This window comes from Bacillus sp. JJ664, from assembly GCF_036962205.1.
In the GTDB taxonomy this organism is placed as follows: Bacteria; Bacillota; Bacilli; order Bacillales; family Bacillaceae_G; genus Gottfriedia.
In genome coordinates, this window is the sequence record NZ_JBALMS010000005.1 from 68,003 (window position 1) to 88,658 (window position 20,656).

At 33.7% G+C, this 20,656-nt stretch carries 19 protein-coding genes; 6 read left to right on the forward strand and 13 right to left on the reverse strand.

Features of this window, described 5'->3' with window-relative positions; all coding sequences use genetic code 11:
- Window positions 1–10: 10 nt before the first annotated feature.
- Entirely contained in the window at window positions 11–982 is a 972-nt protein-coding gene (gene pta / locus V7056_RS00920) for a phosphate acetyltransferase (RefSeq protein ID WP_499698483.1), read from the reverse strand.
- 234 nt (window positions 983–1,216) lie between these two features.
- Here pta and hemQ point away from each other — a divergent pair, with 234 nt between their 5' ends.
- From hemQ to gerQ, 3 genes are all read left to right on the forward strand, one after another.
- Complete coding sequence (gene hemQ, locus V7056_RS00925; protein ID WP_499698484.1) at window positions 1,217–1,963, forward strand: hydrogen peroxide-dependent heme synthase; 747 nt, start codon at window positions 1,217–1,219, stop codon at window positions 1,961–1,963.
- A gap of 241 nt (window positions 1,964–2,204) precedes the next feature.
- Window positions 2,205–2,627 carry a cell wall hydrolase gene (locus V7056_RS00930; protein ID WP_499698485.1) on the forward strand — a complete coding sequence of 141 codons (423 nt, stop codon included), beginning with the start codon at window positions 2,205–2,207 and terminating at the stop codon, window positions 2,625–2,627.
- 36 nt (window positions 2,628–2,663) lie between these two features.
- Window positions 2,664–3,050 (forward strand): spore coat protein GerQ, encoded by a 387-nt coding sequence (gerQ, locus tag V7056_RS00935; RefSeq protein ID WP_499698486.1) that lies wholly within the window; start codon window positions 2,664–2,666, stop codon window positions 3,048–3,050.
- Between the two features lie 49 nt (window positions 3,051–3,099).
- Here the strand turns inward: gerQ and V7056_RS00940 are convergent, their stop codons facing one another.
- Complete coding sequence (locus tag V7056_RS00940) at window positions 3,100–3,465, reverse strand: DUF423 domain-containing protein (protein WP_464960368.1); 366 nt, start codon at window positions 3,463–3,465, stop codon at window positions 3,100–3,102.
- 23 nt (window positions 3,466–3,488) lie between these two features.
- Complete coding sequence (locus V7056_RS00945; RefSeq protein ID WP_499698487.1) at window positions 3,489–3,776, reverse strand: YwdI family protein; 288 nt, start codon at window positions 3,774–3,776, stop codon at window positions 3,489–3,491.
- Between the two features lie 137 nt (window positions 3,777–3,913).
- Here V7056_RS00945 and V7056_RS00950 point away from each other — a divergent pair, with 137 nt between their 5' ends.
- Window positions 3,914–4,738 carry a Cof-type HAD-IIB family hydrolase gene (locus V7056_RS00950; protein WP_499698488.1) on the forward strand — a complete coding sequence of 275 codons (825 nt, stop codon included), beginning with the start codon at window positions 3,914–3,916 and terminating at the stop codon, window positions 4,736–4,738.
- A 99-nt stretch (window positions 4,739–4,837) separates the two neighbouring features.
- On the opposite strand, the gene V7056_RS00955 is transcribed toward V7056_RS00950, so the two are convergent.
- The 6 genes from V7056_RS00955 to V7056_RS00980 form a co-directional block, all read right to left on the reverse strand.
- On the reverse strand, window positions 4,838–5,506 hold the full coding sequence (locus V7056_RS00955; RefSeq protein ID WP_499698489.1) for a uracil-DNA glycosylase: 669 nt from the start codon (window positions 5,504–5,506) through the stop codon (window positions 4,838–4,840).
- A 73-nt stretch (window positions 5,507–5,579) separates the two neighbouring features.
- Window positions 5,580–6,563, reverse strand: coding sequence for a YeiH family protein (locus tag V7056_RS00960; protein ID WP_499698490.1), 984 nt, complete (start codon window positions 6,561–6,563; stop codon window positions 5,580–5,582).
- Between the two features lie 112 nt (window positions 6,564–6,675).
- The gene (locus V7056_RS00965; protein WP_499698491.1) at window positions 6,676–7,602 is read right to left on the reverse strand and encodes a glycosyltransferase family 2 protein; all 927 of its coding nucleotides are present in this window, start codon (window positions 7,600–7,602) and stop codon (window positions 6,676–6,678) included.
- Between the two features lie 108 nt (window positions 7,603–7,710).
- Window positions 7,711–9,855 (reverse strand): YhgE/Pip domain-containing protein, encoded by a 2,145-nt coding sequence (locus V7056_RS00970; RefSeq protein ID WP_499698492.1) that lies wholly within the window; start codon window positions 9,853–9,855, stop codon window positions 7,711–7,713.
- Between the two features lie 161 nt (window positions 9,856–10,016).
- On the reverse strand, window positions 10,017–11,111 hold the full coding sequence (locus tag V7056_RS00975) for an ABC transporter permease (RefSeq protein ID WP_499698493.1): 1,095 nt from the start codon (window positions 11,109–11,111) through the stop codon (window positions 10,017–10,019).
- Window positions 11,108–12,028 (reverse strand): ABC transporter ATP-binding protein, encoded by a 921-nt coding sequence (locus V7056_RS00980; RefSeq protein ID WP_499698494.1) that lies wholly within the window; start codon window positions 12,026–12,028, stop codon window positions 11,108–11,110. The genes V7056_RS00975 and V7056_RS00980 overlap by 4 nt, the downstream gene beginning before the upstream one ends.
- A gap of 319 nt (window positions 12,029–12,347) precedes the next feature.
- Between V7056_RS00980 and V7056_RS00985 the strand changes: the two genes are divergently transcribed.
- Window positions 12,348–13,400, forward strand: a complete 1,053-nt coding sequence (locus tag V7056_RS00985) for an acyltransferase family protein (protein ID WP_499698495.1) — start codon at window positions 12,348–12,350, stop codon at window positions 13,398–13,400.
- A gap of 74 nt (window positions 13,401–13,474) precedes the next feature.
- Here the strand turns inward: V7056_RS00985 and V7056_RS00990 are convergent, their stop codons facing one another.
- The 3 genes from V7056_RS00990 to V7056_RS01000 all read right to left on the reverse strand — a co-directional run bounded on the left by V7056_RS00990 (window position 13,475) and on the right by V7056_RS01000 (window position 17,598).
- Window positions 13,475–14,014, reverse strand: coding sequence for a PTS sugar transporter subunit IIA (locus V7056_RS00990; protein WP_088001527.1), 540 nt, complete (start codon window positions 14,012–14,014; stop codon window positions 13,475–13,477).
- A gap of 525 nt (window positions 14,015–14,539) precedes the next feature.
- Window positions 14,540–15,208: a beta-phosphoglucomutase gene (pgmB, locus tag V7056_RS00995; protein ID WP_499698496.1), complete on the reverse strand. Its 669-nt coding sequence runs from the start codon at window positions 15,206–15,208 to the stop codon at window positions 14,540–14,542.
- A gap of 86 nt (window positions 15,209–15,294) precedes the next feature.
- Window positions 15,295–17,598 carry a glycoside hydrolase family 65 protein gene (locus V7056_RS01000; protein ID WP_499698497.1) on the reverse strand — a complete coding sequence of 768 codons (2,304 nt, stop codon included), beginning with the start codon at window positions 17,596–17,598 and terminating at the stop codon, window positions 15,295–15,297.
- Between the two features lie 315 nt (window positions 17,599–17,913).
- Here V7056_RS01000 and V7056_RS01005 point away from each other — a divergent pair, with 315 nt between their 5' ends.
- Complete coding sequence (locus tag V7056_RS01005) at window positions 17,914–18,411, forward strand: precorrin-2 dehydrogenase/sirohydrochlorin ferrochelatase family protein (protein WP_499698498.1); 498 nt, start codon at window positions 17,914–17,916, stop codon at window positions 18,409–18,411.
- 27 nt (window positions 18,412–18,438) lie between these two features.
- Here V7056_RS01005 and V7056_RS01010 read toward each other — a convergent pair whose 3' ends face one another.
- Window positions 18,439–20,619 carry a DNA topoisomerase III gene (locus V7056_RS01010; protein ID WP_499698499.1) on the reverse strand — a complete coding sequence of 727 codons (2,181 nt, stop codon included), beginning with the start codon at window positions 20,617–20,619 and terminating at the stop codon, window positions 18,439–18,441.
- Window positions 20,620–20,656: the final 37 nt, after the last annotated feature.

Here is a 20,656-nt window from a genome sequence, read left to right on the forward strand (position 1 = left end):
ACTCTTTTTTTTATAATGCCTGTGCTGCAGTAATAATTGATAGTTTATATACGTCTTCGCTATTACAACCACGAGATAAATCGTTAACCGGCATGTTTAGTCCTTGTAAAATTGGACCGATTGCTTCAAAGTTACCTAGACGTTGAGCAATTTTGTATCCAATATTTCCAGCTTCTAAGCTTGGGAAAATAAATGTATTTGCATCACCTTGAATGACTGATTCAGGTGCTTTACTTTTAGCAACGGAAGGAACAAATGCTGCATCAAATTGGAACTCACCATCTAACGTTAATTCAGGTGCTAATTCTTTTGCAATTTTTACTGCTTCAGCAACTTTTTCTGTTTCAGGAGATTTAGCAGATCCTTTTGTTGAGAAACTTAACATTGCGATTTTAGGATCAATATCGAATAATTTAGCTGTTTTTGCGCTCTCTATTGCAATTTCAGCTAAATCTTGACTATTAGGAGCAATATTAATCGCACAATCTGCAAACACATACTTTTCATCTTCACGAACCATGATGAATACACCAGAAGTTTTTGACACACCTTGCTTCGTCTTAATAATTTGAAGCGCTGGACGTACAGTATCCGCAGTTGAGTGTGTTGCACCGCTAACTAATCCGTTTGCTTTGTTTGAGTAAACAAGCATTGTTCCAAAATAATTTGGATCTAATAATACTTTACGTGCTTGTTCTTCAGTTGCTTTTCCTTTACGACGTTCAACAAATGAAGCAACTAATTCTTCCATATTTTCATATGTACTTGGATCTAATATCTCTACTCCCTCAAGTGCTAATCCTAAATCACTTGCTTTAGCTTTTACGTTAGCAACTTCGCCAATTAAAATTGGTTTTAGTACATTTTCTTTTGCAAGACGATCAGCAGCTGATAAGATTCTTTCATCCGTTCCTTCCGGTAATACAATCGAAATCCCTTTCCCAGATACTTTTTGTTTAATTCCTTCAAATAGATTACTCATTGTGACCTCCATATTATCTCGGTTATTTATATGTACATTAATAAGAATAAAACCTTTTTACAATAATGAAAAATATAATATTCGGATTAAAGCGCTCTCATTTAAAATAAGTTTATTCGTAATTTTCCAACTAAATTTGACTGCCGTATAATTTTGTATGTTTTTACAAAATACTTTTAATTGTAGTATGCTATATAAAAGAAAATCAATACGATAACGTTTGGGGGATTTAAAATGAGTGAAGCTGCAAAAACTTTAGATGGATGGTATTGCCTACATGACTTTAGAAGTATGGATTGGCATGCTTTTAAGCAATTAAGCAGTGATGAGCGCCAAGTAGCAATCGCAGAATTTCAACAAGTATTTTCAAAATGGAATCATGTAGCTGATTCTGGAGAAGGTAGCCACGCAATTTATAATATTTTAGGACAGAAAGCTGACATTATGTTTATGGTTCTACGTCCAACGATGGATGAATTATTACATATTGAAACAGAAATCAACAAAACAACTCTTTCTCAATTCATGATTCCAACATATTCATACGTTTCTGTTGTGGAGTTAAGTAACTATTTAAGCGAAGAAGATGGAGATCCATATCAAAATCCTCATGTACGCTCTAGACTTTACCCAGCATTACCAAAAGCACAATATATTTGTTTCTATCCTATGGATAAAAAACGTGAAGGCGAAGACAACTGGTACATGCTTCCTTCAGGAGCACGTAAAGACATGATGTATAGTCATAGTAAAATCGGTCGTGGATATGCTGGAAAAGTTAAGCAAATCATTACTGGTTCAGTTGGATTCGACGATTACGAATGGGGAGTAACTTTATTCTCCGAAGATGTCCTACAATTCAAGAAACTAATTTACGAAATGCGCTTTGATGAAGTAAGTGCACGTTACGGCGTGTTCGGCTCATTCTTCGTAGGTACAATTCTTAAAGAAGACGCATTTGCAAAATACTTATATGTTTAATTGAAAAGTGGAAGCGCCTCGCCAAGCTAACAACTGGAACTAGACAATTGAAAAGCGGAAGGCGTTCTTCCCCCCAAAAAACTTCTCTAACTGAGAAGTTTTTTTATTTTGCATTTGGAAAAGATGTCATATGTTCTTCCTAATTTTAATATAGTTACAGTAGTGAACGAACCATTCAGTCCTCGCTTTCCGATCTTCTATGAATACACACAATTTATTATTCGGATGAGGAGGCCTTTTTATGGCAGTTATTCGTCATACAGAACAAGAGGTTTTATTATTGGCCAGATTAATGCGTGCTGAAGCTGAGGGTGAAGGAAAAGAAGGCATGCTGATGGTGGGAAATGTCTGTGTTAATAGGGTATTATGCGATTGCTTAGATTTTAAAAAACTTAGAAGTATCAATGATATGGTGTATCAAAGTCCTGGTGGATTCGAAGCTGTACAAAAGTCATATTTTTATCAGCGCGCTCGTGACCAAGATATCGAATTGGCAAGAAGAGTTATAGCAGGACAGCGCTTTTGGCCTGCGAATTTCTGTTTATGGTTCTTTGAACCTTCAGGATCATGTCCACCAACATGGTACAACCAAAAATTAGCTGGAAGATTTAAGGCGCATTGTTTTTATCAACCAAGCCCTCAAGATTGTCCAAAAGTCTTTTAGTAATGAATTAAAGCCTATATTAAGGAGGTTTTTTCTTTGAGTAATCCTTTCGAATATTATCAAAATATTTATCGAGCAACACAACCTGCTCCACAACAAGGACAACAAACGGGGCAAGGGCAAGGATTTGCAGCTCCATCTGGTGGTATGATTACACAACAAGGTCAAGTTGTAGCCTCACCAGCAATGTATGAACAATCATATGTAGAAAATATCCTTAGACAAAATCGGGGGAAAATTGCTACGGTTTATATGACTTTCACTGGTAATCAACAGCAAGTTTTCGTCGGGTATGTAATGGGTGCAGGTCGAGACCATATTGTACTTAGAGATGTAAATTCAAACAAATCGTTTATCTTACTTACAATTTACTTAGATTACGTTACATTTGATGAACAAATAGCTCTTCCTTATGAACTTTAAAAAAAAGTGTTCAATATAGTGCAAATCGCACTTTTATTGAACACTTTTTTTATTTCATCACTGCAATTCCTACTAAAATCCAAGCGATTAAAAATGATAAGCCACCCAAAGGTGTAATGGCACCAAGAATTTTAATACCAGAGATACTTAATATGTACAAGCTTCCTGAGAATAACAGTATACCAATGACTGATAACCAACCAGCCCAAGTTAATTGCGGAGTTGATCCATATTTATCAATTAATAATCCAATTATGAATAGTCCTCCCGTTTGAAACATTTGATACTGTACAGCTTTTTGCCAAATTTGAAGTGATCTTTCAGAAATCTTCCCTTCAAGTCCATGAGCCCCGAATGCTCCTAATGCAATCGATACAAATGCAGATATACTACCTAATAAGAAAAATAGCTTCATACCTTACTTTATCCCCCTACTATTTAAAAATCTAATAATGATCCACCTTGCTCAGACTCATCATATTTAGGCATCACAGCCATTTGAGTTTGAATAGGTTGACTAGGAATTGATTGAACAATATTACTACTGCTTAAATGACTAGAAACCTCTATACTACCTTCTTCTTCAAGCATTAACTCGCATAAAGCGCGAATACTAGCTATACGTTCACGAAATTGTCCTGGCTTTTGCTTATTTGCCTTTGCCTTTAGCAATTCATTTTCAATTTGCTGAATTACTTTTTCTACACTAATATTCAGATAAATCACCACCAAGCTTTTTTAGAACAATCCAATAAAGTTTATTATACTATGCCTTTTTTTCGAAAGCGAATACGAACCAAAATAACCACTATTATGATTGTACAGTGGTATACTAAGATAGTTAATTTTTAGGAGGTAAAACATTGGAATATAAAATGATTGTATTAGACATTGATGACACGCTCTTAACAGATGAACATGTTATTTCTCCCACCACAAAAGAGGCTTTGCTTAAAGCCCAAGATATGGGCGTAAAAGTTGTTCTTGCTTCCGGGAGACCGACCTTCGCAATGCATAAATTGGCTGAAGATCTTTTATTACATGAATACGGAAGCTATGTTCTTTCTTTTAACGGAGGCATCATTACTGATTATCGCACTAAGAATAATGTATATGAATGTACACTAACGAAAGAACAAGCACATGAACTTTATGAACTTAGTAAAAAACATAATGTATTTGTTCATACATACGTTGAGAATGATATTATCACTGAAAAAGGTAATCAATATACAGATATTGAAGGACAACTTACTGGAATGGCTATAAAAGAAGTAAATAGTTTTACAGAGCATGTACAAAACGACGTTGTTAAACTTCTAATGTTAGAAGACCCTGAAAAGTTAGTAAAGGTTGAAAAAATACTTCAACAAGAACTTGAAGGTAAAATTAGCGTAATGCGCTCGAAGCCTTTTTTCTTAGAACTTACAAATAATGAAGTGGACAAAGGTAAAAGTTTGAATCACCTTATTCAAATTCTAGGAATTCGACAAGACGAAGTGATTGCAATAGGTGATGGCTACAATGATCTTCCGATGATTAAATTTGCTGGTCTTGGTGTAGCAATGGGAAATGCAGCAGATGAAATTAAGCAACAAGCTGATTATGTAACTTCATCTAACAATGAAGATGGCGTAGCAAAAGTAGTTGAGAAATTTATTTTCGAAAACATAAAATCGCCAATTTAACATAATTAAAAAGGTTGTCCTAAGGACAACCTTTTTTGTAGAAACCGTGTAAAAATTAGATTCTCAGACTGTTTGAAAGGTTTTCTATAGACTTCTTTTTCATTTAACCGTCCAATCAATCGGTTCCATTTCAAATTCGACAAGCTTTTCGTTAATTTTTGAAAACGGCTTACTCCCAAAGAAACCTCTACTAGCTGATAGAGGACTAGGGTGATGTGATTTTAATACAAAATGATGATCACTTGTTAAAAGTTTCTCTTTTGCTTGAGCATGTTTACCCCAGAGTACAAAAATAATCGGTTTTTCGTGTTTATTTAATTCGGCTAAAATTTGGTCGGTAAATATTTCCCAACCTTTATTCTTATGTGAGTTTGGTTCACTATCACGGACAGTAAGCACCGTATTTAATAATAGTACACCTTGCTTTGCCCAACTTTTCAAATATCCTTCTTTCGGTATTTCGAGACCTAAGTCATGATGTAACTCTTTATATATATTTCTTAATGAAGGAGGAATTTTCACACCAGGTAAAACAGAAAAACTTAAGCCGTGTGCTTGCCCGTGTTGATGGTAAGGGTCTTGGCCGATAATAACTACCTTACACTCTTCATATGAACATTCACTTAACGCCTGAAAAATATGTTCTTTTTCAGGATAAATTCTTTTCTCACTATATTCTGTTTCGATAAATTCTATTAATTCTTTAAAGTAAGGCTTATCAAATTCATTATTTAAGATGTTTCTCCATTCTGAAGACAATTGAAACAAAGAAATACCACCTTTCTTGACGAAATTTCCCGAGAAATAAGTCAATGATTCAATTTTTGTTGAAACGTGTAACTTAATACCATACTTGAATAAACATGATGGCTACTAATACTTGAAATCCTACGATCATTAACGCATATAAGGATAACTTTTTTCCTTGTTGTAAAATATACTTTATGTTTACATTTAATCCAATTGCCGCCAAAGCGATAATTTCTAATAGATGACTAGATTGGTTCGAAACACTTGATAACCAGCTAGGCAATGCACCTATACTATATAACACGCATAGCGCCGTAAAGCCGATTATATACCATGGAAATTTCACTTTTATTTTTTCATTATTGTGTTCAGTCATTGTTTTTCGTTTACTATTCGATAAAATAATGACTACCGCTACTAAGAAAATGACCCTAATTAGTTTAAAAATCGTCGCATAATTTTTTACGTCATCATTTACTAAACTTCCGCTCGCAACAACTTGTCCAACAGACTGCAACGTGCTGCCTAATAAAGCCGCGGTAGGCAATGTTTCAGAGTGATATAGAACAGCTGCTAAAAGAGGTAGAATAAACATTAAAACTGTGCCCATCAAATTGACAATCGTTACTGCCAATCCTTTTTCTTCTTGTGATGCATGTATAGCTGGCGCAGTGGCACCTATTGCCGACGAACCACATACGGCATTCCCACTAGCCATTAAATAGCTAAAGTTAACCCCAAAACCTAGTTTTTTCCCAATCCAAATTGTAAAAATTAATACAAGCGTCATCTGGATTACGATCATTAATAATCCTTTAAATCCTAATAAATGAATCATCTGAATGCTAACTGTTGCACCAAGTAAGCATATAGATACTTCTAACAAAGTGCTCTCTGCAAACTTTCTTCCAATTTGATAATTTGATTTAATGCCAAAAGTGTTACCAATTATTAAACCAATTAATATTGAGAAAGTTGCTGCACCAACTGGTATGATAAATGACAATACTTGACTAATGATTGCAATCAAAAGGCATAGTATAAACCCTGGTAAAATACTTTTCATTTTCCCCATTATTTCTCCCCAAGTTTTGCCTTAATTTTATGTTCTTTTTCTTTCTTTATCTAAACATGAAAAAAGAAATTCGACAAGATTCTTGTCGAATTTCCTAATTTCTACCACATATCTAAACTTCATCATAGTTTGAAACTTCTACAATATAATGAGGTCTTCTTTTTGTTTCAAAATACGTTTTACCGACATACTCACCAATAACCCCAGTAATCAGTAATTGAGTACCTCCAAAAAGCATCATAATGTTTGATATCGTGTATAAGCCTGGAATTCGAACACCAATAAATAATACTTTAAAACTCATCATTATAAAGAATATAAGACTAAGTATAATTAGTACTAGCCCAAGCTTTGTTAAAAATCTTAACGGTTTTGTATCATAACTAAGAATATATTCAATACTGTTTTTTAACACATCGAATCTTTTTGTTTCAGATTCCTTATTCATTACACGTGAAGTTACTTCATACTCAATGGTTTTTATTTTATAGCCAATCCATTTAAACATGCCTTTAGAATAACGGTTTGTCTCTGGCATACTTAATACTGCATTTACCGCTTTCCTACTTAACAAGCGAAATTGAGCATCATTTTGAAGTAGATCTGGATCTATCAATTTACTGATAAATTTTTCACCAATACTTCTTTTCGCTTTTTTCATTACACCATTTTCTAATTTTCTTTTTGCGACTACTTGATCGAACCCTTTTTTATATTCGTCAACCATCTCAAGAATCATATTTGTTGGATGATTAAAGCTACCATCCATTAGAATGACCGCATCACCTTTGGCGTGTTCAAAACCTGCGCAAATAGAACCCTCTCTACCAAAAAAGCGACTAAAAGAAATATATTTCATATGTTTACTATGATTTGAAATCACTTGAAGAGCAAGTAATGTATCATCCTCGCTTCCATCATTAATGTAAATCAACTCATAGTCTTCACGGAGTAGTTTTAATGTGTTCGATAAATTCACATGGAATTTCTCTAAACTTTCTCCAACATTATGACAGTAAATTACAACTGATACCTTCATTTAAAAACACCTACTTATCAAAAACTATTACATTTTAACTCCCACTTATGTTATAGCACATACTGTCAAGATTCAATGAATTTCTCATCTCCACGTATTTCAAATACATTAATGAATGATTTTGCTTTTTTTAGATAGGTTAATAATATTTTGCGCCTTATTATTAATTGGGCCCTTCAGAACAACACCAAGTAACACAGCAAACACAATATAAATTAATAATACTAACAGGTCCCGATATACAGTTGACCATAATATGCCACCAGTAGCTTCTCTTAATAAGCTAATTGCATAGGTAAAAGGTAAGTACGGATTAATGATTTGAAAAAATGTAGGTGTTACTTGCACGGGGTATACTCCACCCGCACCTGAAATTTGTAGTACAAGAAAAATAATACTAATTCCTTTACCAACATTTCCAAATACAGAAACAAGAGTATAGACAATAAATGTAAAAACAATGCTAATAAAGATTCCAAATAATATAAAATAACCTTTATTTGCTGCATATGTTCCTAAGATTAAAAAGTTACCAACAGTTACAACGATAGATTGTAATATGGTAATTGATATAAACGTTAAAAACCTTCCAAAGTAGACTTCCCTACTTTTGTACTGCCGTTCTTCATGCACTTCTGTCGTTAACAAAGAGACGAGCAATAAAGTCCCAACCCATAATGAAAGTGTTGTATAAAAAGGTGTCATTCCAGTACCATAGTTGGGTATTGGATAAATCCTTTCATTTTTAATCTTAATGGGATTTGAGTAGAAATCACTTGTCTTCTCAATATCAGTGCGAAGGAAATTAATTAAATCCTCGATACTACCCTGTTTTTTTGCATCCCTAATTTTATTAGCGAGGTTTTTTATTTTTTCTTCAATCATTGGAAAATCATTTATTAATTGTTGTACTTCGCCTTTTTTCATTGATATTAGATTTGAAGTATCATTCAAGACTGCTTTAATAGCTGGTATGCTTTTTTTTGTATCATTCAAAACTGTTCCTATATCCTTAATTGATGAATTCGCTAACTTGTTAATATTATTTATTTTCGGCGCAAAATCAGTATCAAATCTACTAGTTAGATTAGCAAGGCTGTCATTTATATTACTTGCATATAAGTTCATTTTGTTCAGAACATCTTTTGGAACTTCTCTCCCTGATTCAAGAGCATTATTTACATCATTTATTGCACTTTGGAGCCTACTTATGTTTGATTGAACTTGTTTTAAGGCATCTATTTCATTGCTTAAATCTATAGATGTACCCGTTTTATATGTAGTAAGGAATTGAATCAAATTGTTCATCGTTTCGCTTGAGTTAGCCAAATGCTCTTCTAAGTCGCGGGTAAATTTTAGCGCATCAACGTTACTAATATCTTTATTTTGCATTTGATTCACTAGATTCTGAATCGTAGATGATTGATTTTGGAGTAGAACGAGCGCTTGCTTTATAAACGGTGTAACATTTTGAATTGATTGATTAATATTTTCGAGAAAGTTAGCAATATCGTTTGTAAACTTTTCCGCATTGGTTGCAAGTTCATTGATTAACTGTAAATCTTGGTTTGCTGTTTGAATAACAGATTGAATATTATTCATATGAAAGAGTGCTTTTCTTACACCTTGCTCAATTTTTGGCAGATCTTCCTCTAATAAAAAAATTGTTCTCTCAGTTTTCTTAAGTAAAGGTAGATTTGACTGTAAATCAATGCCGATTTTATTAAATACATTTAGCACTTCAGTACTGACTGTTTTCTCGAAATTTTTTGTGATTTCGTTGGCAATGCCACTTGCTCCCTTTTCTGTATATTTAGGTGCAACAATGTTCAGCTTTTCATTTACACTGTATAATAGTTCCGGTTTTTGAGGTTCATCTGTTATGACAGTGCTTATTTTTTCTGAAAAATCGCTTGGGATGATTATACTAGCATAGTAACTCCCATGCTTTACTCCCTTATTTGCATCTTCTTGATTGGTAAATCTCCACCCTAATGTAGGTTCTTTCTTTAGGGCGTGAACAACTTTATTACCGATGTTGATATTTTTATTTAATACCGTAGCTCCACGATCCTCATTAACGATTGCTACTTTCAAACCTTTTGTATTTCCATAAGGGTTCCAAGCGGACTTAATATTAAACCACGCATACATAGATGGCATAAAAATAAGACCTATAATAATCATTAAAGCTGCCCAATTTGTTACTATACGTTTCAAATCACGTCTATAAATCTCCAGGATTGCATTCACTGACAACTCACCTAATATCTTCATTTTTTTGTAGTATGCTATATATAATTTAAAACTATGCGATTTGTTAGTAATCTGGAAGACAATAAAAGACCTTCAATCTCAAAATGAAATTGAAGGCCTTTTTTCTATGTCTATTATGAATAATGATCTGTTTATTATTATTCCCATCTAAAGGTTTTTGCAGCAATTAAAAAGCTTACAATCATCCATACACATAACCAGCCGAAATCACTTGCTAGATCACCGAAAGTTGCTCCGATATTCATAATATCTCGCATGGCAGTGGATAAATGGGTGATTGGTATTGTCTTTATAATAGGTTGCAAGTATTCAGGCATATTGTTTACAGGGAAAAATACTCCCCCTAAAAACATAAGTGGGAATGAGATAAATCCAGCAATCGGCCCTGCACTTTCAGGACTTTTAGCTAAACTAGCGATAATAAAACCAATGCTCATAAATGTTAATGTCCCTAATACAACAAATAGGACAACTAAAAGAAATGATCCTCTAATGCTTACATCAAAACCATAATAGCCTATTAAAATTGTTAATATTGCTTGTAAACTATTAAGGATTAATCTTGCTGTAATTTGGGCTGCAATAAATGTAGAAGCCTTTAAAGTCGTTCCTTGCATACGTCTTAAAACACCACGTTCTCTCCATGACGCAATTTGCCCCGCAACCCCATTCATATTATTATTCATGATTTGCATCGCGATAATTCCAGGCACAAGAAAATCTAAATAGGACAGAGTAATTCCTTCTACTCCTTTTAATGTTGTTACTACTTTTGGTGTATATCCAGCCATTTGCTTACTAGCACCGTCTATATTAGCCGTAATTGTAGCAATTCCACCTTGTAATTGGCCCATTTTACTCTCATTATAGAGAACTTGAATTTGCGCAGGGACATTTTTCTTAGAAGTAACTTGGTCCTGGAAGCCTTTTTTAATCAAGATGACAAAATCTGTTTTCCCATCGGATAAAGACTTTTTCGCTTTCTCTTCATCGCTTTTTTGATGAATTTTCAGCGAGTTCTGCTTATTAAGTATCGAAACGATTTCTTTACTTGCTTGAGTTTTATCATAGTCAATTAAGTTAACCGAATAAGTAGTGGTATTTCCATCATTAAACATTAGTCCAAAAATAATCATAAAGAAAAATGGAAATAATAATGTCCATATTAAAGCTTGGCGATTACGCACATAAATTCTGAGCTGCGCTAAAGTCAGTTGGTAGTAAGCCCTCATTCTTCACGTAACCCCCTTCCAGTCATGCTTAAGAATACATCTTCTAGCGTCGCAGATCTCGTTGATAAATCTGAAATAGAGATGTCTTTTTCTTTTGTGTACTCTAACAATGAAATTAATGAAAATTGGAGATTACGTGTATACAGTGTAACAAAATCATGATTAACTACAATGTTCGTTACACTTTCCAAATGATTAAATTCATCTACTCTCTCAGGAGATTTCGTTTTAAATTCAATCGCACTTTCAGCTTCAATTGAACTGACTAAATTATTTGGAGTATCCAATGCAATCAGTTTTCCTTGATCCATAATACCTATTCGGTCCGCTAACACGTGTGCTTCATCCATATAATGTGTAGATAAAACGACCGTTTTCCCACGTTCTTTTAAAGTAAGAATGATATCCCATAAAGTCCGACGAGCTTGTGGATCTAGTCCAGTAGTCGGTTCATCTAAAAATATAATTTGTGGATCATGTATAAGTGCTAATGCAATTGCCAATCTCTGTTTTTGACCACCTGATAAACCTTTGACTAAACTATTTTGTTTTTCTGTTAATAACATCTCATCAATAAGTGGTTGTATCGGTATATGTGATGGGTAAAAGCTGGCATATAATTCGATGATTTCTTTAACCTTTAGTAGCTCAAATAAAGATGTTGATTGGAGCTGTATACCGATTTCTTGCTTGATTTTGCTTGCGTCCTTACCAATTGACTGTCCAGCGATTGTAGCCGTACCGCCATCTGGTTTTCTTAATCCAACGAGCATTTCCATTGTAGTCGACTTACCTGCTCCGTTTGGACCAAGCAAACCAAAAACTTCTCCTTTTACAACTTCAAAACTAATTCCATTCACTGCATAAAAGTCCCCGTACTTTTTTTGTAAGTTTTTTACTTCAATGATTGAATCCACTTTTTCACCTCATCTAATTACATGAATTAATTTTTATCGTTTTAATGAATATAGTCACAATATTTAGCCTGTTTCAGTATAACCTCCGAGATCATATTTTTGTGTCGAAATTCCCAATTATTAACAATTTTTAATGCTTTTAAAATAATGTATTAATTAATATTGTAGCTTTACATACCATTTACCTAAGACTAACTTCAAAGCTTTTCACATAAAAATGTTACTTTTTATAACTTTATTGTAATAGCATTGTTTTAGCTCTGTAATAATTTTTGGTTACAATATGGTGGCAATTAAAAAAAAATAATTAGGTGATCATATGAAAAAAGAACGAGAACAATGGTTAGATGTGGCCAAAATGATCGGGATCTTATTAGTGGTTTATGGTCATTCTTCTGAAGGTGGTCCGCAATCAATAACGTTTATTTATTGGTTTCATATGCCACTATTTTTTATGATAAGTGGATATTTATTTAAACCTGTTAATTCATTCAGTGAACTAAAATTTTATATAAAAAAACTAGCCTTCAGATTACTTGTACCATACTGTACGTATTTAATCTTATTTAGTATGTATAAACTAATTTTGCAAGCGCAAGAAGGTCCGATACATTTATCCACCATTATGAAAGAAGGAGTTTCATTGTTGATTGGTGGAAGATTTATTACTGGTATACATGGTGTCTTTTGGTATGTGACATGTTTATTTATCACTCAAATTTTATTTTCAATCACATGCCTACTGTTCAAGAAAAATCTTACACGATTATTGGTGGTTATCTCTTGTTACTTAATCGCACATTTTGAGACAATTAATTTAGTACCCTTAATCGGAAAATCAACTTTCAATAATATTATCATTCCTTGGAATATAGACGTTGCATTTTTAGCGATTTTCTTTTTAGGCTTCGGCTACTTTGCAAAAAGATTCATCTCGTCAATTCCTGATTATATAGGTATATTTAGCATTTTCTGCAGCATAATCTTTATGAGTCTTTATCACGTAAATAAGTTAGATTATCATTTAAGCTTAAAATATTTACGTTACGACCACTTATATTTAGACGCGATCATTCCCATCACTATGTGTTTAGCATTACTTTATTTATGTCAGATCATGGCGAAGGTAAACATCATCAAACCATGTACAATCTGCGGTAAAGAATCATTAACGATTATGTATATTCACTTGTTTGCAAACGCGGTATTTTCACAGTTTTTCGATTATGGTCCACTTTTCTTTACCATTATTGGTATAACAATTCCATTACTATTAAAACGATTCATCATTGAAAACCAACCAACTATAAAACCACTCTTTATTGGTTTACATGCTAAGCGAAAACGCCAATTTAAAGTAAGAACTGCATAAAAAAAAGCCCTTTTTGAAGTGAACCCCCATTGTTAATTGTGACTAACAATGGGGGGCATTTCATTTTGGGCTTTTTATTTTAAGGTAACATTAGCAACTGTAGAGCCGGCTTGAATTGCTCCAGATGCATTTATTTCAATATTTTCAGCAATGTCTCCATTTGTGAATATAACAGGAGTTATTGTGCTTTTTGCATTTTCTTTTATGTAGTTTAGATCAAATGTTAGCAACTGATCTCCCGCTTTTACTTTTTGGCCCTCAGTCACATGAGCTTCAAATCCTTGACCTTCTAGTTTTACTGTTTCCAATCCTACATGAATTAAAACTTCTAGACCTTCATTTGAACGGATGCCAACTGCGTGTTTTGTATGGAAAACTTGAACGATTTCTCCATCTACAGGTGATACAACAACGCCTTCACTTGGTGTAATTGCAAAACCGTCACCCATCATCTTTTCAGCAAAAACCGGATCTGGCACTTCCGATAAATCATTGAATTCACCAGTTAAAGGTGCCTTAATTGCAACTTCTTTCGATACTGATGTTGTAGATTCAACAGTTGATGGATTTTCATTTTCACCTGTACCAAATAACTTCTTTAATTTGTTAAACATATTACTCACCTTTTCTAATAATATTCATCCCACTCTTATCATTATCTTTTCAATAAAAATAATACTAATTATCCTAACAGATATAATAGTGTATTGCATAGTAATTATATGTAGATATCGTGAAATTTAATAAAAAGGTTTTAAATTGTTGGTTTACTCTCCATTATTTTGTATTTTTTTGGTGTGCAAAGAGACATCAATTCTTAAAAAACAAGCACGTTTTCGTAAACATCGTTACTATTTAAGAATGCGTTAGTTGATTACAACTCCAGAATGCTCCCTTTCCGTAGGGCGTGAGCTGAGAAAGGTAGGCAGCTAAAACCACGACGTCCTGTCACCCACATCCTGTGGGCCTCCTGCGGGGTCTCAACCTTCCCGCATCTCCCACAGGAGTCTCGCACCTTCCGTTGTAATCAATTTCTGTCTTTATAGTTCCATCTTCTATAAGCAACAATCTCTTAGAAAAAAGACAAAAATAAAAAAGAGATGAATCAAACATTCACCTCTTTCTACGTTACTATTATTTTATTTGTTATATTCTTCGATGATTTTTTCTAATGACAATTCTGAAGTAGCAGTGTAAACAATATCAGCTTTTGATAATGACTGTTCTGAACCAACTCCAACAGCAAACATTCCTGCACCCTTAATAGAGTCAACTCCAGCTGCTGCATCTTCAATTCCGATACAAGCTTTTGGATCTACATTTAATAATTCTGCCGCTGTTAAGAAGATTTCTGGGTCAGGTTTACCTTTTTTGATTGTTGCAGCATCTACAATTACATCAAACTGTTCTTTTAACCCTAGAGATGACATAACAGCTAACGCATTTTTACTAACAGAGGCTAGTCCTAATTTTAGGCCCATCTCTTTAATATCCACTATTAATTCTTCGATTTTCGGTAGGATATCAGTAGGAGAAATATTTTGAATTAATGAAACATAATGTTCGTTTTTCTTTTCAGCTAATGACATTTTCTCATCTGCAGTAAAATCATTATGTTTATTGCCTAATGCTAGAATTTTTTCTAGTGAATCCATACGAGATACACCTTTTAATTCTTCATTAAATTCGCGAGTAAAGGGTACTCCTACATCTTCACCTAGTTGCTTCCAAGCTAAGTAATGATATTCAGCAGTATCTGTAATTACACCATCTAAGTCAAAAATTATTGCTTGTAATTCCTTTGTCATTTTCTGCATCTCCTTTAAATCACTTTAGGCTTCATTAAAAAAATTCAGAAAGAGAACGTTAAGTTCTCTCTCTGAATGAATCGTTACTACTTTTGAATCGCTACTGTTAATTCTCCATTTTCCGCAATTGTCACTTCATTTCCATAAAGTTTTAATTGTAAAGTAGGACCAGTTTGTGTAATAACAACATTCGATTGATTAATTTCAATTGTTAAACGATGTTTACGATAGACAATTTTAAACGAGTAATTCGTCCACGTGCTTGGAATAAATGGTGCAAAAGATAGTGTCTCATTTGCAGTACGCATTCCAGCAAAGCCCTGTACAATCGCCAACCATGAACCAGTCATACTAGTAATATGGAGTCCATCTTCAGTATCGTTATTGTAATTATCAAGATCAAGCCTTGCAGTTCGATTATACATTTCATACGCTTTTTCTTCCATACCTAATTCTGCGGCTAAAATAGAATGTACACAAGGTGATAGCGATGATTCATGTACTGTCATTGGCTCATAAAACTCAAAGTTGCGGCGTTTTTCATCTATTGAGTATTGGTCGTTTAAGAAGTACATCCCTTGTAACACATCAGCTTGTTTAATAAAGCAACTACGAAGAATGCGATCCCATGACCAGTTTTGGTTTAATGGACGATGTTCTGGTGCTAGCTGGTCTACCGTCATTAAATCTTTATCAAGGAATGTATCATGCTGAACGAAAACATTCAATTCCTCATCATATGGGTAATACATTTTGTTGATGATATCTTGCCACTTTTCTACTTCTTCTTTAGTAATATTTAACCCATTTATACGGCTTTCAAACCCATTGCTCTTTAAGTACTGAATTACTTTTAATGTATACTCCAAAGTCCAGCTAGCTATTCGATTTGTATACCAGTTATTATTCACATTATTTTCATATTCATTTGGTCCAGTTACACCATGCATCATATATACATTTTTCTTTTTATTGTAATGCACTCGGTCAGCCCAAAATCTAGAAATGCCAGTTAATACGTCTACCCCATATTCATTTAAATAGGCTTTATCGCCAGTATAATTTACATAATTATAGATCCCATATGCAATTGCTCCATTACGATGAATTTCTTCAAACGTAATTTCCCACTCATTATGGCATTCAATACCCGTGAATGTAACCATTGGATATAATGCACCTTTTAGTCCTTGCTGTTTAGCATTATGATAAGCGCCTTCTAATTGATTATGACGGTACACTAGTAAGTTTCTTGAGACTTCTTGATTAGCAGTTGATAAATACAATGGTATTGCATAAGCTTCAGTATCCCAATATGTTGCTCCACCATATTTTTCGCCTGTAAATCCTTTTGGACCGATATTTAATCGTGCATCTTCACCATAGTAAGTGGTAAATAACTGAAATAAATTAAATCGGATACCTTGTTGTGCTTCGGCGTCTCCATTAATCATTACATCAGCTATTTCCCATCGATCTAGCCATCCTTTTTTATGGTCTGCTAGTTCTGCTTCAAAACCATATGAAATTGCTTGTTCTACTACTAATTTTCCTTTTGTAACTAATTCATTTGCATCATAATCTCGGTCTGTCGTTACTGCGACATATTTAACAAGACTGACAGATTCCCCTGTTGGTACATTAATAACAATTGTATTATCAACGTATTCTTCTTTTTCACTTTTTAAAATTGATGCGATTTTTGCATTTTCAGTTTGTACGGTAATCCCCATCGTAGTTGCTACCTGGAATGTAGGCGAACCAAACGGATTATCTTTTGTTTTCATTTGAAGACTGCCAAAATAGTCTTCTACATTTCTATTAACTTCTACCCAGAAATCTTCATCGTAATTCGAATCCTCATTACGGATATCGCCATCTAAGTACGGAACAAATGTAATGTGACCAGTGTAATTTTTAGCTGTAACTGTATATTTAATGACAGCCAATTCCTTCTTAGCAACAGATAAAAAACGAATTACCTCAATGCCCGTTTCCTTTTCTCCGTGAACGACTGTAAACTTACGCGTTAATACACCATGTTGCATATCTAATTCTCTATAAAATTCTTTTACAACGGCAGTATTTAGATCCAGTTCTTCTCCATCGATCAATACATTAATACCAATGAAATTTGTTGAGTTGATTACTTTTCCAAAATAATTTGGGTACCCATTTTTCCACCAGCCAACTCGCGTTTTATCTGGGAACCAAACGCCAGCCACATATGATCCACGATGGAAATCGCCAGAATACTTCTCTTCAAAATTTCCTCTCATTCCCATGTGGCCGTTTCCTAAACTAACCATACTTTCTGCAAGACGGAACTCTTCTTTATGCAATTCTGTTTCTACAATTTTCCATTCATTTACATCAAATAGTCTTTTCATTATTTTCACCTATATAAATTATATTTGTTGTTTGTTAACGGTTTCATTTTTATGCAACCGCTTTCGTAAAATAGAAAAAATTTTTTTGATTACTCTGCTACAAATCCTATTATATAGCATTTTTGAAAAAAAGAAATACTTATACATAACTTGTCGAAACGTTTTCATAGATTCGTATATTATTTAGGAATCTAGCGAATGTTTTATTTTATTCTTTATAATCTCAAAAATGTCTAAAAATTCAATGGGTCTATGATAAAATTAATTAATATCAATACATTTAACCTAAATTCAACATATCTGCGGGGCGATCTAATGACGGAAATGGTTCCTTTAGTATTTACATTAACGAATAAAAACATTGTCATCATTGGTGGAGGGAAAATTGCATTGCGTAAAGCGAAGGCATTTGTAAAAAGTGGCGCAGCAATTACCATTATTAGCCCACAGATCATTGAGGATTTCAAGGAATTCCCTTCTATATCACATATCAACAAACGATTTGAAAAAGATGACATAAAAGAAGCTCATATTGTTATTGCTGCAACTAATGATAAAGTAGTCAATCAATTTGTTAAAGAATGTACAACGGATTTTCAATGGTTTAATGATGTAAGTGACCAGAAAAATAGTGATTTTCATACACCCGCTGTAATGAGAAGAGGCGATCTAATCGTTTCTGTGTCAACCTCGGGGAAAAGCCCTATCCTTTCAAAAAAGCTAAAAAATGAACTTGAAAGCTATTTTGATGATCATTATGTCGAAATAGTGAACACCTATGCAAATGATAGAAAAAAACCAGGTATTGAGTAATTCATTTACCTGGTTTTTGTATTTTGACTACTGTTTTTTTAATTTTGCCAACGCTTCAGCGAATGGATTGTTGAATGGTTCATCTTCTTGCTTATTTTGTTGTTTTAAATATTTTTGTACATCTTTTTTCGAAACCTTACTGTTTTTTTCTTTAGAACGTCTTTCTTTAAAAGTAGAAAGTTTTTCACGGTGACCACATGAACAAACGAATATTTGTCCTTCGCCTTCTCCTCTTAGCTCTAATCGCTTGAAACAATTCGGGCATCTACTATTTGTCGATTGAGAAATAGTCTTTTTATGTCCACATTCTCTATCTTGACATACAAGCATTTTCCCTCTTTTCCCATTGACTTCAAGCATCAGTTTTCCACAATCAGGGCATTTCGTGCTGCTCATATTATCATGTTTGAATGTTTGTTCGGTTTGCTTAATTTCTTTCACCGCAGTAGAAGCAAATGCGATCATGTCATTCATAAAATTGCTTTTAGATAAAGTTCCTTTTGAGATTGCTTGAAGCTTTTGTTCCCACTCTGCAGTTAATGCAGGGGATTTTAACGCCTCAGGTACTAAATTTAAAAGCTGTTTTCCTTTATTCGTGATAAAAATATCCTTACCTTTTTTCTCAATTAGGAAACTACTAAATAACTTTTCAATAATATCTGCTCTCGTTGCAACAGTACCTAATCCGCCAGTTTCTCCTATTGTCTTCTTCAACTCATTACTTTCTCCAGACATGAATTGAACAGGATTTTCCATTGCACTTAATAAAGTAGCTTCATTAAAAAATGCAGGTGGTTTTGTTTGGCCTTTCGTTTCAATAGATCGAGACATTTCATAAGTTTCTTTTTGTTTAATGACTGGCAGCTTTTGCTCTTCTTTCTGATCTTGCTCTTCTTGATCTTGAAAAACTTCTTTCCAGCCAAGAGATTGTACTCTTTTCCCTTTCGCAATAAACGTTTCTTGTTCAGACTCAGCGATAACATTTGTTTGCTCATATTCAAATGGAGGAAGTAATACTGCTAAAAATCTACTGACAATTAATTCATAGATTTTATATTCTTTTGATGAAAGCTCACTAAGTATAGGTGCTTCTTCAGTTGGAATGATTGCATGATGATCAGAAACCTTTGTATCATCAACAAACGATTTATTTACTTTAATTGGCTGATTCGTAAGCTTCATAATTATTTTTCCATACGGCTTCATATTACATGCTAGTAATCGTTCTTTTAATGTATCAACTAAATCTGAAGACAAGTAGCGAGAGTCTGTACGCGGATAAGTAACTATTTTATGATGCTCATATAGTTTTTGCATGATTGATAATGTTTCTTTAGGAGAAAAATTATATCTTTTATTTGCTTCTCGTTGAAGCTCTGTTAAATCATACAACCCAGGCGCAAATGTTTTTTTCTGACTAGTCGATACTTCTTTGACGATTAGTTGTTTGCCTTTTAATTTCCCTACTAGTTTTTGCAACTCTTCACTCGTTTTTATTTTTGTGTCCTTCGTTTTACTGTTTTGCCACGTAAACGTTGCATTATTTGCGATTACTTGTAGTCCATAATATGTTTGCGGTTTAAATGCTTTAATTTCCTTTTCTCGCTCATAAATCATAGAAAGGGTTGGAGATTGTACTCTTCCGCAAGAAAGCTGCGCATTGTGCTTACATGTAAGGGCACGAGTCGCATTAATCCCAACAATCCAATCCGCTTCTGCTCTTGCTACCGCAGATTGAAATAAATTTTCATATTCTTTTCCACTTCGTAAATTACTAAATCCTTTTTTAACCGCTTTATCTGTTGCAGAAGAAATCCAAAGTCTTTTGATTGGCTTATTTACTTTAGTCATTTGTAAAATCCATCTTGCTACAAGTTCACCTTCGCGCCCCGCATCTGTGGCGATTACAATATCTGCTACATCTTTTCTTAATAATTGTGTTTTTACAGCTTGAAACTGTTTACTCGTTTTTTTAATGATAATTAATTTTAATTTTTCGGGAATCATTGGTAAGTCTTCTAAATTCCATGTTTTATATTTATGGTCATATCCCTCAGGATCTGCCAATGTAACGAGATGTCCCAATGCCCACGTTACTATATACTTATTACCTTCTAAATAGCCATTTCCTTTACGGTGACAATCTAGTACCTTGGCGATATCTCTTGCAACTGAAGGTTTCTCAGCTAAAACAACTGTTTTACTCATAAATTACTCCTTAATATTTCACATTTTCTCTTGTACT

Bases quoted from the DNA above. Each gene is read 5' to 3' on its own strand.
- pta (WP_499698483.1), bottom strand. From the start codon at position 982: ATGAGTAATCTATTTGAAGGAATTAAACAAAAAGTATCTGGGAAAGGG.
- hemQ (WP_499698484.1), top strand. From the start codon at position 1,217: ATGAGTGAAGCTGCAAAAACTTTAGATGGATGGTATTGCCTACATGAC.
- V7056_RS00930 (WP_499698485.1), top strand. From the start codon at position 2,205: ATGGCAGTTATTCGTCATACAGAACAAGAGGTTTTATTATTGGCCAGA.
- V7056_RS00940 (WP_464960368.1), bottom strand. From the start codon at position 3,465: ATGAAGCTATTTTTCTTATTAGGTAGTATATCTGCATTTGTATCGATT.
- V7056_RS00960 (WP_499698490.1), bottom strand. From the start codon at position 6,563: ATGGGGAAAATGAAAAGTATTTTACCAGGGTTTATACTATGCCTTTTG.
- V7056_RS00965 (WP_499698491.1), bottom strand. From the start codon at position 7,602: ATGAAGGTATCAGTTGTAATTTACTGTCATAATGTTGGAGAAAGTTTA.
- V7056_RS00975 (WP_499698493.1), bottom strand. From the start codon at position 11,111: ATGAGGGCTTACTACCAACTGACTTTAGCGCAGCTCAGAATTTATGTG.
- V7056_RS00985 (WP_499698495.1), top strand. From the start codon at position 12,348: ATGAAAAAAGAACGAGAACAATGGTTAGATGTGGCCAAAATGATCGGG.
- V7056_RS00990 (WP_088001527.1), bottom strand. From the start codon at position 14,014: ATGTTTAACAAATTAAAGAAGTTATTTGGTACAGGTGAAAATGAAAAT.
- pgmB (WP_499698496.1), bottom strand. From the start codon at position 15,208: ATGACAAAGGAATTACAAGCAATAATTTTTGACTTAGATGGTGTAATT.
- V7056_RS01000 (WP_499698497.1), bottom strand. From the start codon at position 17,598: ATGAAAAGACTATTTGATGTAAATGAATGGAAAATTGTAGAAACAGAA.
- V7056_RS01005 (WP_499698498.1), top strand. From the start codon at position 17,914: ATGACGGAAATGGTTCCTTTAGTATTTACATTAACGAATAAAAACATT.
- V7056_RS01010 (WP_499698499.1), bottom strand. From the start codon at position 20,619: ATGAGTAAAACAGTTGTTTTAGCTGAGAAACCTTCAGTTGCAAGAGAT.